Origin of the sequence: Paenibacillus brevis (assembly GCF_018919145.1) — a bacterium.
Lineage (GTDB): Bacteria > Bacillota > Bacilli > Paenibacillales > Paenibacillaceae > Fontibacillus > Fontibacillus brevis.
The window spans coordinates 132,431-148,593 of sequence record NZ_JAHLQJ010000010.1 but is presented as its reverse complement, the minus strand read 5'-3'; the positions used below and the strand labels follow the sequence as shown (position 1 = coordinate 148,593).

17 protein-coding genes are annotated in these 16,163 nt (G+C 52.1%); all 17 read right to left on the bottom strand.

The genetic code is table 11. From position 1 onward, the window contains the following. Positions 1-7 precede the first annotated feature (7 nt). Positions 8-1,102 (bottom strand): prephenate dehydrogenase, encoded by a 1,095-nt coding sequence (locus KQJ23_RS13195; protein ID WP_216479346.1) that lies wholly within the window; start codon positions 1,100-1,102, stop codon positions 8-10. Between the two features lie 61 nt (positions 1,103-1,163). Further along, positions 1,164-2,246: a histidinol-phosphate transaminase gene (gene hisC / locus KQJ23_RS13190; RefSeq protein WP_216479345.1), complete on the bottom strand. Its 1,083-nt coding sequence runs from the start codon at positions 2,244-2,246 to the stop codon at positions 1,164-1,166. A 206-nt stretch (positions 2,247-2,452) separates the two neighbouring features. Next, positions 2,453-3,280, bottom strand: a complete 828-nt coding sequence (gene trpA, locus KQJ23_RS13185; RefSeq protein WP_216479344.1) for a tryptophan synthase subunit alpha — start codon at positions 3,278-3,280, stop codon at positions 2,453-2,455. After that, positions 3,277-4,476, bottom strand: coding sequence for a tryptophan synthase subunit beta (gene trpB / locus KQJ23_RS13180; RefSeq protein ID WP_216479343.1), 1,200 nt, complete (start codon positions 4,474-4,476; stop codon positions 3,277-3,279). Before trpB ends, trpA begins: the two co-directional genes overlap by 4 nt. Before the next feature lie 5 nt (positions 4,477-4,481). After that, the gene (locus KQJ23_RS13175) at positions 4,482-5,159 is read right to left on the bottom strand and encodes a phosphoribosylanthranilate isomerase (protein WP_346779395.1); all 678 of its coding nucleotides are present in this window, start codon (positions 5,157-5,159) and stop codon (positions 4,482-4,484) included. An 82-nt stretch (positions 5,160-5,241) separates the two neighbouring features. Then, positions 5,242-6,048: an indole-3-glycerol phosphate synthase TrpC gene (trpC, locus tag KQJ23_RS13170; RefSeq protein ID WP_216479342.1), complete on the bottom strand. Its 807-nt coding sequence runs from the start codon at positions 6,046-6,048 to the stop codon at positions 5,242-5,244. Further along, a complete protein-coding gene (gene trpD / locus KQJ23_RS13165; protein ID WP_216479341.1) occupies positions 6,038-7,078 on the bottom strand; it encodes an anthranilate phosphoribosyltransferase in 1,041 nt (346 codons plus the stop codon). The genes trpC and trpD overlap by 11 nt, the downstream gene beginning before the upstream one ends. A 42-nt stretch (positions 7,079-7,120) precedes the next feature. Next, positions 7,121-8,683 (bottom strand): anthranilate synthase component I, encoded by a 1,563-nt coding sequence (gene trpE / locus KQJ23_RS13160; protein WP_216479340.1) that lies wholly within the window; start codon positions 8,681-8,683, stop codon positions 7,121-7,123. 353 nt (positions 8,684-9,036) lie between these two features. After that, complete coding sequence (aroH, locus tag KQJ23_RS13155) at positions 9,037-9,405, bottom strand: chorismate mutase (protein ID WP_216479339.1); 369 nt, start codon at positions 9,403-9,405, stop codon at positions 9,037-9,039. After that, positions 9,398-10,504 carry a 3-dehydroquinate synthase gene (aroB, locus tag KQJ23_RS13150; RefSeq protein ID WP_216479338.1) on the bottom strand — a complete coding sequence of 369 codons (1,107 nt, stop codon included), beginning with the start codon at positions 10,502-10,504 and terminating at the stop codon, positions 9,398-9,400. The genes aroH and aroB overlap by 8 nt, the downstream gene beginning before the upstream one ends. After that, positions 10,504-11,673 carry a chorismate synthase gene (gene aroC / locus KQJ23_RS13145; RefSeq protein ID WP_216479337.1) on the bottom strand — a complete coding sequence of 390 codons (1,170 nt, stop codon included), beginning with the start codon at positions 11,671-11,673 and terminating at the stop codon, positions 10,504-10,506. Before aroC ends, aroB begins: the two co-directional genes overlap by 1 nt. A gap of 223 nt (positions 11,674-11,896) precedes the next feature. Continuing rightward, positions 11,897-12,070 (bottom strand): hypothetical protein, encoded by a 174-nt coding sequence (locus tag KQJ23_RS13140; RefSeq protein ID WP_216479336.1) that lies wholly within the window; start codon positions 12,068-12,070, stop codon positions 11,897-11,899. Between the two features lie 253 nt (positions 12,071-12,323). Beyond that, the gene (locus KQJ23_RS13135; RefSeq protein WP_216479335.1) at positions 12,324-13,130 is read right to left on the bottom strand and encodes a CheR family methyltransferase; all 807 of its coding nucleotides are present in this window, start codon (positions 13,128-13,130) and stop codon (positions 12,324-12,326) included. An 18-nt stretch (positions 13,131-13,148) separates the two neighbouring features. Next, on the bottom strand, positions 13,149-13,592 hold the full coding sequence (gene ndk, locus KQJ23_RS13130; protein ID WP_216479334.1) for a nucleoside-diphosphate kinase: 444 nt from the start codon (positions 13,590-13,592) through the stop codon (positions 13,149-13,151). A gap of 125 nt (positions 13,593-13,717) precedes the next feature. Next, positions 13,718-14,692 (bottom strand): polyprenyl synthetase family protein, encoded by a 975-nt coding sequence (locus tag KQJ23_RS13125; RefSeq protein WP_216479333.1) that lies wholly within the window; start codon positions 14,690-14,692, stop codon positions 13,718-13,720. Beyond that, positions 14,689-15,555: a menaquinone biosynthesis protein gene (locus KQJ23_RS13120; RefSeq protein ID WP_216479332.1), complete on the bottom strand. Its 867-nt coding sequence runs from the start codon at positions 15,553-15,555 to the stop codon at positions 14,689-14,691. The genes KQJ23_RS13125 and KQJ23_RS13120 overlap by 4 nt, the downstream gene beginning before the upstream one ends. Then, a complete protein-coding gene (locus KQJ23_RS13115) occupies positions 15,536-16,162 on the bottom strand; it encodes a UbiX family flavin prenyltransferase (RefSeq protein ID WP_216479331.1) in 627 nt (208 codons plus the stop codon). The genes KQJ23_RS13120 and KQJ23_RS13115 overlap by 20 nt, the downstream gene beginning before the upstream one ends. Position 16,163 lies beyond the last annotated feature (1 nt).

Sequence of the window (16,163 nt, the reverse complement as noted above, 5' to 3'; positions counted from 1 at the left end):
TCATCCTTTATAAATATACGGCATAGCCTTGCGCATGAAGATGCTGCTTGGCCCGCTCCATCTCGTTCTCCTGACGGAAGGACAGGCGCAGCACGCCAGGTACATCTTCCCGGCTCTCAATAATCTGCATATTACTGAGATTGATATGCTGGACGCCGAGCTCTGTAGCAATTTGACCGATGATTCCCGGGTGGTCCGGCACATCGATGTAAATATCATACAACGAGGTGATTGCACCCTTCCGGCGCTCAGGAAGCTCTCCCCGGAACTGATTCGCCTTTTGGAAGGCTTGTTCGATCTTCTCGCCATCACGCGCCTCCAGCATATGGATAAAACCGTCAATTTCCCGGTTCCAATCCTGCAAGAGGGAGAGCAGCACATCGCGGTTGCTCAGCAGAATATCACGCCAGATAATCGGGTCGCTGGACGCGATTCGCGTAATATCACGGAAGCCTCCGGCAGCCAGCATCCGGTGCAGTCCGTTATCCTTGTCGTAATCACATACCTGATTCACAAGGGCGACAGCAATAATATGCGGCAAATGACTGATCGCTCCGACAATCTCGTCATGCAACTCTGGGTCTACCCGCACAATCTGTGCTCGGGTATAACCCAGCAACTGCTCCAGCCGCTGATAGACTTCCTCCGGCACCGCCGCAGAAGGCGTCAGAACGTAAAAAGCATTCTCAAACAGCAGGGTCGAGGCTGCATCCACTCCGGAACGCTCAGAGCCCGCCATAGGATGTCCGCCGATAAAGTGCACCCCCGGTCTGGAGCAGGTTTCCGCACATGCCGAAATGGATGCTTTCGTGCTTCCCACGTCCGTGATGATGCAGCCGGGCTTTAACGGCAGCTCATTCAGCTTGCGCAAATACTCCTCCAGGTTGCCTACAGGAACGCATAGGAAAATAAAATCCGCATCTGCAGCCGCTTCCTCCATCGAAGCTGTCGCAGAGTCCACAACGCCCCGCTCAATCATCCGGTTGAGGGAGCCGGGACGATGGCTATGTCCCACAACCGTGATGCCAGGCTTCCCTTTCAGGCACAGGCCCAGTGAGCCTCCAATCAGTCCTACGCCAAAAATAGCAACTTTTATCGTCATCTTGTTCACTCGTTTTCTACAATTAGGTTATGAATCCATCAGAAGGACATGCTCGGGACTTTTATTTCAAGAGCACCTGCTCCAGGGCTGAGATGAACTTGGCATTCTGCTCTGCCGATCCTACAGTCACACGGATATGGTTCGGATACACCGGGAACCCGGCCCGAACGATGATGCCAAGGCGGAGCAAAGACTGGAACATTTCGGTGGCTTTGGTCTTTACATTAACCATTATAAAGTTGCCGTGCGCCGGAAAATACTCCAGCCCCAGACGGTCAAACTGCTCATTCAGATACTGGATTCCTTCCCGGTTTCTGGCCTTGCAGGTTGCAACAAATTCAAGGTCCGCAAGGGATGCCTTCGCTGCTGCCTGGGCAAAGCGGGATGTATTGAACGGTTCACGAACCTGATTGATCAGCTTGATCACACCCGGTTGTCCCACACCATACCCGATCCTCAGCGATGCCAGCCCGTAAATCTTCGAGAAGGTGCGCAGAACAATCAAGTTCGGATATTTTTCCAGCAAGGATATCCCGTCAGAGTATGTAGAATCCGCCACATATTCGGCATAGGCTTCATCCAGCACGACCAGCACCTGCTCCGGAACCCGGTCAAGGAACGAGGTCAACTCGCTGTCCGGTACAATGGTTCCCGTCGGATTGTTGGGATTACAAATCCAGACGATTTTAGTCTTCGGTCCAATCGCCTGAAGCATGTCCTCAAGATCATGAACTCCGTCCTTCAACGGGACTTCAATGCTCTTCGCCCCTTCGATGTCCGCATTGCTTTTATACACCGAGAAGGTTTGATCCGCCATGACGCTCTCATCACCTGGAAGGAAGAATGCACGGGCAATCAATGCGATAATCTCATCCGAACCGCAGCCGAAAATAATCTGGTCGGAATTCACGCGATGGTACTCCGCCAGCGTACCTGTCAAATCAACCGCACTGCCGTCAGGATACAGGCTGATGCTTGCAATTTCCTTTTCCAATACGGCTTGAACTCGCGGAGAACAACCAAACGGATTCTCATTTGAGGCCAGCTTGATCACTTCGGATAATCCCAGTTCACGCTTAACATCTTCAATGGGCTTGCCCGGCTGATAGACGGGCAGATTAACAATATGGGGTTTTGGCAACAAGATGGGTCCCTCCTCTATCTCTTTTAAAATAAGTTGAATTAATGATTATACACAGGAGGCGACGTGTAAAATGTTCTTACGATTGCTGACGAGCTTATTCTCTCGAAGCAGCTTTCTTTCAGAAAGCTTTTACTTCAGAACACTTCACACTTATGCCTCTTCTGTGCATTTCTTTAATTCAACTTATTCAGAATTGCACTTTCAACTTATCGTATCTTTAATTGTGCCACAAAGTCTCGAATTTGCAACAGCCCTTGCTCCCGTTGATCCTTACTTTGCAAGAGCGGCAGACTATCCTCAATCTTTCTGACGATGGCGCTGCCTACTACAGTGCCGTCACAAATTCGCGAAAACCGCTGAACCTGCTCTCCGTTAGAAATACCGAAGCCTACGGCAACCGGCAGATCGGTTCCTGCTTTAACCGAGGCAATGAAATCATCGACACCCTTGTGAAAATCGCTCCGTTCTCCTGTGACGCCAAGAGAAGACACGCAGTACACAAATCCTCGGGCCCGGGACAAAATCAGCGAAATTCGCTCGCTTGAAGTTGGGGCCACCAGCGGAACAAGCAGGATACCGTGCTCATCCCCAAGGCGAAGCACCTCTTCCGATTCCTCGAACGGCAAATCCGGAACGATCAGTCCGCTGATATCCGCTTGACGTAATAAAGTGAAGAATTGCTCTAATCCCATCTGCAGCATGGGATTATAGTACGTAAACAGGACAAATGGCATGGTCACGCCACGATTTCGCGCCTTTTTTGCCGTCTCCAGACATGTCTCGATCGTAATGCCATGCACCAGCGCACGCTCGGATGCCCGCTGAATAACCGGTCCGTCAGCCAGCGGGTCGGAATAAGGTACGCCAAGCTCTACGATATCTGCACCGGCCTGCTCCAATTGAAGCAGAATGTCGACTGTCGTATCCGGGTCCGGATCACCGACCGTAATAAACGGCATCAGCGCTGTCTCTCCGGCTTCACGCAGACGGCGGAATGTCTGCTCCATCAAATTATTGCTGACTGCTTCCTTCATAGCTCTGCACCTCCTTCGGTATAGGCCATAATGGATTCAACATCCTTATCCCCGCGTCCGGACAAGCAGATGACGAGGACCTCATCCTGCTTCATCTTCGGAGCCAGCTTGGCAACCTGTGCCACCGCATGCGCCGACTCTAATGCCGGAATGATGCCTTCCAGTCGGCTGAGCAACTGCAGCGCTTCAAGGGCCTCCTGGTCGGTTATCGGGTAATACTCGGCCCGCTGGATATCCTTCAGATAGGAATGCTCGGGACCAATCCCGGGATAGTCCAGTCCCGCCGAGATCGAATGCGCCGGCAATACCTGCCCGTAAGCATCCTGAAGCAGATAGCTCATGGAGCCTTGGAACACTCCCTTTGTTCCCTTCGTCATCGTCGCCGCATGATAATCCGTATCGACGCCTCTGCCGGCAGCTTCGACACCGACAAGGCGAACGTCGCTATCCTCCACAAACGGATAGAACATCCCGATGGCATTGCTTCCGCCGCCTACCGCAGCAACCAGCATGTCAGGGAGCCGACCTTCCGCCTCCAGAATCTGTCTCCGCGTCTCATCGCCGATAATCCGCTGGAAATTGCGGACCATCATCGGGTAAGGATGCGGCCCCGTTGCGGAACCCAGAATATAGAACGTATCCTGAACATGGCTGACCCAATAACGCAGAGCCTCGTTACAGGCATCCTTAAGCGTTCTTGTGCCGGACATAACCGGAACGACCTCCGCGCCCAACAGCTTCATGCGGAAGACATTCAGCTGCTGTCGCTTGGTATCCTCCTCGCCCATGAATACCTTGCATTCCATCCCGAGAAGAGCGGCTACTGTAGCTGTAGCTACCCCATGCTGTCCGGCGCCTGTCTCGGCGATCACCTTCTGCTTGCCCATCCGCTTGGCCAGAATACCCTGTCCAATTGCATTGTTGATTTTATGAGCACCGGTATGGTTCAAATCCTCGCGCTTCAAGTAGATCTTCGCTCCGCCCAGATGCTTGGTTAAGCGCTCTGCATAATACAACGGGGTTTCACGACCGGAGTACTGCTTCAGCAAATAGCCGATTTCCTCCAGGAACTCGGGATCATCCTGGTATTTTCGATACGATTGCTCCAGCTCAATCAGTGCATTCATCAACGTCTCAGGAACATAACGACCGCCGAACGGGCCGAATCTTCCATGCTCATCAGGTACCTGCTTCACTTCGCTCACCGCCGCTTCACCCTTTCCACAAATGCTGCTATTTTAACGGGGTCCTTAACCCCGTTGCTCTCCACGCCGCTCGATACATCCACACCATCCGGCTCCAGTTCATCCAGCACCTGAAGCACGTTCTCCGGATGAAGCCCACCGGCAACCAGAAACGGGATGTTCGTATTTTTCGCCCAAGTCCGTAACGGCTTTGCCGCTTCCCAGGCAAAGGTTACTCCTGCACCGCCGCCATAGAGCGGATCATAGGCATCTACCAGTAGCCCGTCAACGACCTCTCTGTAGAGGTCCAGAGCTCTATCCTCCACTCCGTGCAGACTGCCATCCGGCTTGACGGATAATGCTTTGATCACCCTGACTCCGAACCGTTCCTTCAGCTCTCTGCACAGTGTCGGAGACTCCTGTCCATGGAGCTGCACAATGTCCAGCCCGGCTTGCTCCATTACTTCAGCCATGTGCCTCATATCGGGATTTACAAATACCCCGACACTTTCCGGCCTGTATGTACCGGTCCATCCTCCGAGCACCTTCATCAGCCCTGCTGCTTGAACAGGACTAACTTGCCGCTTGCTGCGTGCAAACACGAAGCCGATATAATCAATCGGCAAGTTTATCATAGATTTTAGCACTTCAACGTCCTGAAGTCCACAGATTTTTACCTTCGTCTCCTTACCCACTTGCAATGCCCCCCATACTACGCCCAGGTTCACTTCCGTGTAACGCCGCCCCTGCTCTCGCTTTTCTTAGCCCAGACTCTATTCATTCCGTCCGACTACCTTCAACCGGTCCCAATAAATCATTAATCGCTTCTCCGACCTCTTCTCTTCGCATAAAGGTTTCCCCGATCAGCAAGCCCTTTGCCCCCGCTTGTGTCAAGTAGGCTATGTCCTCCTTGCTGGAAATCCCGCTCTCGCTAATCAGCGTAACATCTGGCGGAACCAGTGCAGCCAACGCGGCTGTTGTCTCCAGCCGGGTCTCAAAGGTCTTCAGGTTCCGGTTGTTAATGCCGATCAGCTTGGCATCACCCAGCGCAAGCGCCCGTTCCAGCTCCTCTGCATCATGAACCTCCAACAGCACATCCAGTCCAAGCCCTGCTGCAGTATTCATATAGGCGCGAAGCTGTGCGTCGTCCAAAATTGCCGCTATCAGCAGGACCGCATCAGCTCCGATGAGTCTTGCTTCATAAATTTGCCGTTCATCAATAATAAAATCCTTGCGGAGCAGCGGCAAGCTGACCTCACTCCGGATTGCTGTCAGGTAAGCATTACTTCCCTGAAAATACATTTCATCCGTCAGCACCGATATACAGTCAGCTCCGGCTGCTTCATAGCTTAGCGCAAGCTCTACCGGCTGAAAGGAGGGCCGGATCAGCCCTTTGGAGGGCGACGCCTTCTTTACCTCGGCAATCAGTCCCAGTTTCCGGCGGCGCCCTGTCGTCAATGCCTTATGAAATCCCTTTGTCGGCGGAAAGGCAGAAATGGCTTGCTCCGCTTCCCGAAGCGAAAAGGATTCCGCCAGCCGTTCTACCTCAACCCGTTTGGTTGCAACAATTTTATCAAGATACATAACTGAATTCCTCCGTTGTCTGAATCAGTTGTTCCAATTTGCCGAGCGCGCTCCCGTTATCAATCGCTTCTGCAGCAAGGAGAATACCTTCCTTGATACTCTCGGCCTGGCCTGACACATAAATGCAAGCCCCGCTGTTCGCAAGCACGACATCCCGGTACGCTCCCCGCTCTCCATCCAGCACTCTGCGAATGATTGCCGCATTCTCCTGCGGGCTGCCGCCCAGCATATCAGACAATCCGTATCTGCGAAGTCCAAGCGCCTCCGGCGTCAATTCGTAGGTCTTAACCACGCCGTCTTTAAGCTCGGAAACCTTAGTTGCCGAAGAGATGCTGATCTCGTCCAGCCCTTCCGCACTGTTGACCACAAGCGCTCTCCGCGAGCCCAGTTCCCGCAATACGCAGGCGATCGTCTCCGTGCGCGAGCCATCATAGATCCCGAGCAGTTGGCGGTCCGCACCGGCCGGGTTTGTCAATGGGCCCAGCATATTGAATACGGTCCGCACCCCGAGCTCCCGGCGCGGAGCTGCGGCATGACGCATGGATGGATGATAGACCTGCGCGAACAAGAAGCAAATACCGATCTGATCCAGACAGCGTCTCGCCTGCTCCGGACTCAATTGGATGTTTACACCAAGCGCCTCCAGCACATCTGCACTGCCCGATCGTCCTGATGCAGAACGATTTCCATGCTTCGCGACACGTACAGAAGCTGCTGAAGCCACAATTGCTGACACGGTTGAGATGTTAAACTTATGGATGCCCGAGCCTCCTGTGCCGCAGGTATCGAGCAACGGGCCGATGGGTGCATCTACCCGGCTTGCATACTGCCGCATTACTTCGGCAAATCCGGTGATTTCTTCTACGGTCTCTCCCTTAATTCTCAGCGCCGTCAAAAGCGAGCCGATCTGCGCAGGTGTCGATTGTCCGTCCATAATGGATTCCATGACTCCCCTTGCCTCTTCCCGGCTCAGATTTTGGCCGTCAATAAGTTTCGAGATTCCGCTTTGAATCGCTTCTTGTGCATTCATCTTCCTTCCTCCTCCTGTCTCCTGGTCATAATTGGATATAGTTCAGCTCCGCGGCTGGTATTCATACAGATAATCCTGATTCACTGTCGAGTCATGCTTCTGTTGCGGGGGAAACATCTCTTCTGCGGTTCGTATCGCAGTCAGCAGCGCCTTGGCTTTGTTCACGGACTCCTGGTATTCGTTCTCCGGAATCGAATCCCAGACAATACCTCCGCCGGCCTGGACATAGGCCTTGCCTTCCTTGAACACAATGGTTCGAATCGTAATGCAGGAGTCCATATTGCCGGAAAATCCAAGATAACCAATGGCCCCGGCATACGTGCCGCGCGATTCATTTTCCAGCTCCGCGATAATCTCCATCGCTCTCAGCTTCGGTGCGCCGGATACCGTACCGGCTGGCATACAGGAGAGAAAGGCATCGAAGAAGTCTTTATCCTCACGAATCTTGCCTGATACCTTGGACACCATGTGCATCACATGAGAATATCGTTCGATCTCCATGTAGGAATCACATCTGACCGTTCCGAATTCGGCTACCCGCCCCAAGTCATTACGGCCCAGATCAACCAGCATCAAGTGCTCGGCGCGTTCCTTCTCGTCCTGCAGCAGCTCTTGCTCCAAGCGTTGATCCTCGGCATCGGTCGCTCCCCGCGGTCTTGTGCCGGCTATCGGTCTGGTCTCGACACGCTCGCCCTCTACCTTGACAAGCACCTCAGGGGAGGTGCCTACAATGATCTCTTCCCCGAGCTTAAGGTAATACATATATGGCGAAGGATTCATGGTGCGCAACACCCGGTAGACATGAAGCGGATCAACCTCGGTCTCGATATGAAATCTCTGGGACAATACAACCTGGAAAATATCTCCTGCCCGGATATACTCTTTGCCCCTTTCCACATTAGCAATGAACTGCTCCTTGGTCAGATTCGATTGAATATTCCCCAAATCCACCTGCCGCGGCACCGGTCTGCGGTTAAAGCTCTCTCCAGGTCCTTCTTCCTGCAGCAGGGCAGCCATATCGTCGAGCTTGCGTTCGGTCTCCGCATAAGCCCGGCGGATATCCTTATCCCTGTCACCTTCCTGGATATGCACATTCGCCACCAGCAAAATATGCTGTCTCACATGGTCGAATACAATCACTTGATCACAGAACATAAATTGCATATCTTGCATGTTCAGATCGTCACGGCGATGCGCCGGGAGCTTCTCATAATACTGGAGCAGATCATATCCGAAAAATCCGATGGCTCCGCCTGTGAAGGGAGGAAGATCCGGAAGCTCGGGACTGCGGTATCCTCGTAAGATTGCCTTAAGCTCATCTACGGGTTTCTCAGATTGGAGGGTCGTCTGGACACCCCTCTTCTCTAAAATCACCTCACCCTTCTTCACCTTCATAAGCAGGAAAGGATCGGTACCGATAAAGGAGTAGCGAGCCCATTTCACCCCGCCCTCTACACTTTCAAGCATAAAAGCATAATTCCGTTCGGCAATCCGCCGAAAAATGCGGATAGGGGTTTCCATGTCAGCAAGCAAGGTGCGGACGACTGGAATCAAATTATATTCTTTGGCCATCCCGATCACTTGCTCTACTTGCGGCGTTGTCATTTCGCTCACTTCCTTCGCGGATATTGAAAATCTTCGGTATATAACAAAAAAACCTCTACCGAAGTAGAGGTTTGCTTTAATCGCAGATTATTCACGTATGACGAACATATAAGGAAAACAGAACCATGGACAATTTCTCCAGGATGGATAGGCAAAATACACCTGTCCCCAGGAATCATCCGCTGTCAACCCGGCCCATAGCCGCTGCTCATCATGATCTCAACTCTGCTCAACTCAGCTAAACTCAACTCTACTCGGCTCTAATACTCACTCATCAAAGACTAGCATGCCCTATGGCCTCAAAAATCTTAAAACTAATATACCTTATGCCGGATGCTTTTGGCAACAGGGAATTACTTGACGCTCAGATCGGGACGAAGGCTCTGCGCTTCGTTCAGGTACACATGATGCATGTCCCTCTGGCCTTTGTTCGTGTTGACCTGCACCAGCAGCCGAATACATTTCGGCAGACTTCCCTTCACCGGAATTTCGGTGGAGCACATCAACGGAACCATATCCCAGCCGCTTAAGCCGCGGATGGCGCGAGCCGGGAAGGTCGCATCCAAATCCGGCGTGACCGTGATCCATACATTGCTGATATCTTCGGGAACAATTTCATTCCGCTTTACGATCTCTTTCAGCAACTCCAATGTAGCTGATAGCATTTCCTCTTCTTCATTACGGGCAATCGTCGTCGCCCCGCGAATCCCCCGGTTATACACGGCGGTCGACCTCCTTCAATTCACGGATGACCTGACGTACTTCATCCAATGTCACATCCGGAACAATTTCTACAGTTCCAACCTCTCTAGGCAGTACAAAGACAAGCTGCTGGGACACAAACTTTTTATCATGCATCATAGCGGCAATCAGCCGCTCCTCATCCATGTGCTCAGGAAGGGCTACAGGAAGTCCGAACCGCTGCAGCAAATCCTTTGTCTCCTCATAAAGCTTGGCAGGAGCGAGCCCCCGATTGACAGCGATTTTTGCGGAAGCTGCCATGCCAATGGATATCGCCTCACCGTGCAGCAGCTCTCCATAGCCGCCAACCGCTTCAATCGCATGTCCCAGCGTATGCCCCAGGTTGAGGATGGCCCGCAGACCAAGCTCACGCTCGTCCTTGGATACAACCTGAGCTTTGATCGCACAGCCCATCTCCAGACCATAACCAAGCGATTCAGAATCGAGACTCAGCAGTTCTTCCGCATGCTCCCTGCACCATGACGTAAATGCTGCGTCCCAGATCAGTCCATGCTTCACCATTTCAGCAAGCCCTGCGCGAATTTCACGAATCGGCAAGGTTTGCAACGTATCCAGATCGTATAATACCATTTCAGGCTGGTAAAATGCGCCGATCATATTTTTCGCAAGTCTGTGGTTGACTGCCACCTTGCCGCCCACACTGCTATCGTGCGCCAGAATGGTTGTCGGCACCTGAATAAAGGGCACTCCCCGCATATAGGAAGCAGCGACAAATCCGGCCAAATCCCCTACGACTCCTCCGCCAAGCGCCAGAACAGCCGAGCGGCGGTCCAGTCCGCCTTCAATCGCAGAGGTCATGACCTCCTCGAATACCGTCAACGACTTCGACTTTTCGCCGGCTGCAACAACTGCATGAACCGTACGGTATCCACTGGAAGCCAGTGCAGTGGCCAGACGCTCCAGATACAACGGTCCTACTTGATCGTCGGTTACGATCAAATGCGGACTCTTCTTGCTTATCCCAAGCTGCTCCAGATATTCCCCGGCTGATTCAAGCAGTCCGGAGCCAATATGAATCGGATACGAGCGTTCTCCCAGATCAACCGTTAATGTACGCATTAGTAACTCTCCAACTGAGCCAGGTAGCTTTTCACATTCCGTTCGATTTCCTCCAGGGAGTCACCGCCGAATTTCTCCAGAAATGCCTTAGCAACCTCCCAGGCTACCACATGCTCTAGCACGACGCTTGCTGCTGGTACAGCACATGCATCCGAACGCTCCACCTGGGCCGCGAACGGCTCCTTCGTATCGATGTCTACGCTTTGCAGCGGTTTATATAACGTCGGGATGGGCTTCATCACACCGCGAACGACGATCGGCATTCCATTCGTCATACCGCCTTCAAAGCCGCCAAGCCGGTTGCTGGCCCGATGGTATCCGCGCTCTTCACTGTACAGAATTTCATCATGCACCTTGGAGCCGGGCAATCTGCCAGCTTCAAAGCCAATCCCGATTTCAACGCCTTTAAAGGCATTAATCGACATTACGGCTTGCGCAATCCGGCCATCCAGCTTCCGGTCATACTGTACATGGCTTCCCAAGCCAACCGGCACGCCTTCGACAATACATTCGACGATTCCGCCAATAGAGTCGCCCTCTTCCTTGATCTTGTCGATGTAAGCTTCCATCAGCTTCTCCGTCTTCGGGTCTACAACCCGCACAGAGGAATTCTCGGTCTTCGAGATCAGTTCATCAATCGGAAGCTGATGCGGAGGGGCCTCGATCTCGCCAATCCGAATAACCTGACCGGCGATCTTGATGCCGAAATGACCCAGCAGTTGCTTGGCAATAGCGCCAACGGCTACCCGTATTGCTGTCTCGCGGGCACTGGAGCGTTCAAGTACATTCCGCAGATCCTTCAGATTATATTTAAGTCCTCCGTTCAAATCCGCATGACCAGGACGCGGACGATGAACCCGCCGCTTCTCCTCATCCGTGCCGGAGATCGGTTCGATATTCATAATGTTGCGCCAGTGAGTCCAATCATTATTGGCAACCACCAATGCGACAGGCGCACCGGTCGTTAAGCCGTGGCGGACTCCGCCGACAATCTCAGCCGTGTCCTTCTCGATTTGCATGCGCCGTCCTCTGCCATAGCCTTTCTGACGACGGGCAAGCTCAAAGTTCAAAGCCTCAAAATCCAGCTTCAAATTGCTGGGCAATCCTTCAATAATCGCGGTCAGCTGGGGTCCGTGCGTCTCCCCGGCCGTTAAGTAACGTAGTGTCATGGATGCGTTCCCCCTTTAAACTGTTAAACTGTAAAGAGCTAAAATCCGATAATTCTTCTGACCATTATAATATTAGTTACAATGTCTTGTCACGCATGTTTCCGTAAAAAGCAAGAAAGCTATGATTTTAGATATAAAACAACCCGTTTCTGCAGAAGGCTAGCCGCAAAAACGGGTGGTTAAAAACAATAATGAAGCAAGGACATCGGCCGGGGGTCCCGGATTAAGGATGCCCTGACGCATGCTGCTGTTCATCCAGCAACTCGCTCCGCTTGTCACTGTAGGACTGTTCCAATATTCCAGTCAGCTGTGCTTTTTCGATCCCCAGCACCTGAGAGCATTCCTGCAGCGTCAATAAACCTCTCCGGTAAGCATCGATGACCTTTCTCTTATCCATATATGCCCTGCCTCCTATGACCCTATTAGAGGTTGTTCAAAAAGTCAGCTTTTGATCACGAAGTATTGCAAGAGGTTGATTCGGCGTCGAATCTTGCGTTCACCCTAGAAATCCGGTACTCATGTAGGGTTTGCCTACACTCCGTTCCTCCTTCTTCGGGTTCTCGCAACCTTCTCGGTACTGAAAAGCTGTCTTTTTGAACTCGCACTGTTGTTCGTCATTATTGGATAACTGGGGGAGGAATATACAGCAGCTAGGCTTTTTTACGATAAAAGAACGTATCGGCCGACTCAAATCCATATTGCGAGGGCGAAAAGATCTGCTCTGTGCTTCCGACGAACAAAATGCCCCCCGGACGCAGCGCTCCTGCAAACTTGTGATAGAGCTGATGCTTTGCTTCCTCTGTAAAATAAATCATTACATTGCGGCATACGATCAGATCAAAGCCCTCTTCGAATTTGTCCAGCAGCAGATTCTGCTTCTTGAAGTTCACGGCTTTCTTCACCTTCTCGTCAAAACGGAACATCGCTCCGTCCTGCGTGAAGTATTTCTTCGCAATCTCCTCCGGAACATCCTTCAATGAACGCTCCAGATATTTGCCCTCTGCGGCTTTTGCCAGCGCACCTTCATCAATGTCAGACGCCAGCAAATATGTACTATGGAGTAATCCCTTCTCAGCCAGAATCATCGACAGGGTATACGGCTCTTCTCCCGTTGAACAGGCCGCACTCCAGATGCGCAGCTTGGGGCTGCCGGATTCAGGAAGCAATGACGGGAGCACCTTGTCCCGAAGCACCTCCCAACGATTCGGGTTCCGCCAGAACTCCGATACATTGATCGTCATCTTGTCCAGAAACTCATAGAACAAAGGCTTACTCTGCATCATGGCTGTGTAAAAGGCATCGAATGAAGAAAAACCGTTCTTGTTGCGCAGCGTGGTCAGTCTGCGTTTCATCTGGGCTTCCTTGTATTGGGCCAAATCTATGCCTGTGCTCTTCTTGATACCTTGAATAAATCCGATATAGTCCGGATCAATCTGAATCTGTTCTTCCGGCAGCATCACATTATCCTCCAATCATTAGACCCAAGTTGCAATACTTTTAGCGTAGAGTACGAGCTCCGATTCATCAAAAAAATTGGCGATCTCCCGCTCCGCACTTTCCGGACTGTCCGACCCATGAATCAGATTGAATGGCGTGTGGGCAGCGTAATCACCGCGAATCGTGCCTGGCAGCGCTTCCGTTACTTTCGTCTTGCCGATCACCATTCTCGACAGTTCGATAATATCGTCGCCTTCCCAGACCATGGCAAATACAGGGCCGGAGGTAATGAACGTAATTAAACTGTCAAAAAAGGGCTTGCCCTCATGCTCGGCATAGTGAGCTTTTGCCTGCTCCTTGCTAACGGTCACCAGCTTCCCCGCGACCAGCTTGAAACCCTTCTTCTCAAACCGGCCAACAATCTCGCCGATCAACCCGCGTTGAACGCCATCCGGCTTTACCATCAAAAAAGTCCGCTCCATAACTAACCTCCGTCTCACTTGTCGTTATACTGCAGCATCCGCCTAACCGGGCGCAATGATAAAGATCAACCGTATTTTACCAGAAAAAAAGAGCGATGATAAGGAGTTTAGCACTTTTCTTTGCTCTAGTAAGAGCGTTTGTTAACAAACAATGCAATCTCTTTCAAATGTGATTTCGCCTTGCACTCCGGCAGCCCGTCCAGAGCATCAAAAGCCTTGGCAATGAACTGGTCGGCCAGCTCCTCGGACCGGCGTATTCCTTCGCTTCTGCGAATCATATCGATGGCAGAGGAAGCATTTGCCGTCAGTCCGGCCGCACGGATCTGTCCAATCTCTTTAAGCAGCGGCACTCTCAATTTTTCTTCCTGCAGCGCATAAATGACCGGCAGCGTAATGTTGCCTTGACGCATATCGCTTCCCGGCGGCTTGCCGATGGTCTTCTCGGTGCCGCATAAATCAAGCAGGTCATCCCGAATTTGAAAGGCCATGCCCACATTGTAGCCATAGCGGTACAATCGGTGATGCACGGATGAGGGCGCATCTGCAGCCAATGCGCCCAACTGGCAGCTGATCGCAATCAATAGCGCCGTTTTGCGGCGGATGCGAAGCAGATAATTGCGCACGCTTTGATCCGTATTGAAGAAATCACGAATCTGCTCCGTTTCCCCGATGGACATCTGAACCATCGCCTTGGCCAAAATCCGGTGCAGCTCCGGGTTCTCCAGCGCAGTCGCCATCATTAATGCCTTGGCATAGATGAAATCCCCCGTGTACATCGCAATTTTATTATCCCACTTGGCCTTTACCGTGGGCTTGCCCCGTCTTGTCCCCGCATCATCAATGACATCATCGTGAACGAGAGATGCCGAGTGAATAAGCTCTAGCGGAACCGCTACATGCTGCAGCTTGTTCAAATCGTAGTCTCCGAACTTTCCGCCCAGCAGGACAAACACAGGGCGAAGCCGCTTCCCTCCCGCTTTCAGCAAGTGGAGAGAAGTTTCGCTCAGCAGGTCCTCATCGCCTTCGATGCTCCGGTACAATTGCTGCTCAATAACATCCATATCTTTTTTTAGTGCGCCGAAAATGTCCAATAATTTCATTCTTTCACCCGCATCAGCTTATTGTCATTCCATATGTTCATCCGGACCTCGTGATCCAGCAGACCCAATTCCCTGGCATAAGCGAAATACAGGGCCAGCCCAGCCTGACGGCGATCCGGGAAGTCGTAGCGCAAATTATTAAAATAATGATTCCAGTAAGATGCTGTACCGCCGATTTGAGTCATCGCCTCATCTACAAGCGGCTTTAGATTAGAAAGGCTTTTCGCCTTGCTGGTCTGGAACGCCTCACACGCGGAGGAGACAAACTCCGGATACTGCTCGGCAAGGGAGCGTTGCACCGCCCATACGGCAAAGGTCATGCCATACCCTGTCCACTCCCTCCAGACTTCCCCCAAATCAGTAACGATATAACCGTGATCCTTCCAGGAGGCCTGGATCGCATGATCCCCGATCAGCAGAGCCGCATCGCTGTCCTCCATCATTTTCTCCAGCACGGGCTCGCTGTCCCAATACGTCGGCTTGCCTTCATAGGCCCGCTCCATAATGATCTTGAGCAGGTTCACCGAGGTATCGGAAGTATTCGTCAACGCAAATTTTCCGTTCCGTACTTCCTTAAGCGGCTTGCGCGAGAAGACCAGAATTGAATGGACAGGGCCATCTGTGCTGACGGACAAATCCGGCAGCAGCAGAAGCTCTTCCGAGCCGGACCCGTAAGAGAAAGAGGAGACCGGCGACAAGTCGAGCGTATGCTCAAGCATACGCCGGTTAAGCCTGGATGGAACCTCGGTCACCAGACTGGCCCGCTGCGGGAGCTGGCTTGCCTCAAAGTAATGAAACACAGGCCATACATTGGTATATTTGATCTTGCCGATGAGGATGTCTTTATTCTCCCGGATGCTCATTGTGATCCCCCCATCTAGTAAAAAGTGAATGTTCGATTCGAAGTGTATCTAGCACCTTACCGACCAGAAAACGAACCAGATCCTCAATGGATTGGGGTCCGAAATAAAAGGCCGGCATAGCCGGTACAATAGTAACTCCCAGCCTGGCCAGCTTCAGCATATTCTCTAAATGAATGGCGTGCAGCGGTGTCTCGCGGGGAACCAGCACCAGAGGCCGTCCTTCCTTCAGCATGACATCCGCAGCGCGGGCCATGAGATTATCGGAGATTCCGTTAGCAATCGAGGCCAGAGTGCCCATGGAGCAAGGCATGATAATCATCGCTTCCACAAGGAAGGAGCCGCTTGCAATCGAGGCCCCGATATCGCCGACCGGATGATAAAGGAGCGAGCCGCTGTCCGCTCCAAAATGCTCACGCAGCATACGCTCCCGCTCCGTACTGCTCCAGCCCAGCTCCTCATTCAGCACCCGCCATCCCGCATTCGAGATGACCAGATGAACCTGATAACCCGTATTCAGCAAGGCTTGTACTAGTCTGACTCCATAGATCGAACCGCTCGCGCCCGTTATTCCGACAACAATCTTTCTTTGACCATGGTTATGACTCAAA

Bases quoted from the DNA above. Each gene is read 5' to 3' on its own strand.
- KQJ23_RS13135 (WP_216479335.1), bottom strand. From the start codon at position 13,130: ATGCTGCCGGAAGAACAGATTCAGATTGATCCGGACTATATCGGATTT.
- KQJ23_RS13125 (WP_216479333.1), bottom strand. From the start codon at position 14,692: ATGAAATTATTGGACATTTTCGGCGCACTAAAAAAAGATATGGATGTT.
- trpC (WP_216479342.1), bottom strand. From the start codon at position 6,048: ATGTATCTTGATAAAATTGTTGCAACCAAACGGGTTGAGGTAGAACGG.
- aroC (WP_216479337.1), bottom strand. From the start codon at position 11,673: ATGACACTACGTTACTTAACGGCCGGGGAGACGCACGGACCCCAGCTG.
- aroB (WP_216479338.1), bottom strand. From the start codon at position 10,504: ATGCGTACATTAACGGTTGATCTGGGAGAACGCTCGTATCCGATTCAT.
- trpA (WP_216479344.1), bottom strand. From the start codon at position 3,280: ATGAAGGAAGCAGTCAGCAATAATTTGATGGAGCAGACATTCCGCCGT.
- KQJ23_RS13120 (WP_216479332.1), bottom strand. From the start codon at position 15,555: ATGAGCATCCGGGAGAATAAAGACATCCTCATCGGCAAGATCAAATAT.
- ndk (WP_216479334.1), bottom strand. From the start codon at position 13,592: ATGGAGCGGACTTTTTTGATGGTAAAGCCGGATGGCGTTCAACGCGGG.
- trpD (WP_216479341.1), bottom strand. From the start codon at position 7,078: ATGAATGCACAAGAAGCGATTCAAAGCGGAATCTCGAAACTTATTGAC.
- trpE (WP_216479340.1), bottom strand. From the start codon at position 8,683: ATGACAACGCCGCAAGTAGAGCAAGTGATCGGGATGGCCAAAGAATAT.
- KQJ23_RS13140 (WP_216479336.1), bottom strand. From the start codon at position 12,070: ATGGATAAGAGAAAGGTCATCGATGCTTACCGGAGAGGTTTATTGACG.
- KQJ23_RS13195 (WP_216479346.1), bottom strand. From the start codon at position 1,102: ATGACGATAAAAGTTGCTATTTTTGGCGTAGGACTGATTGGAGGCTCA.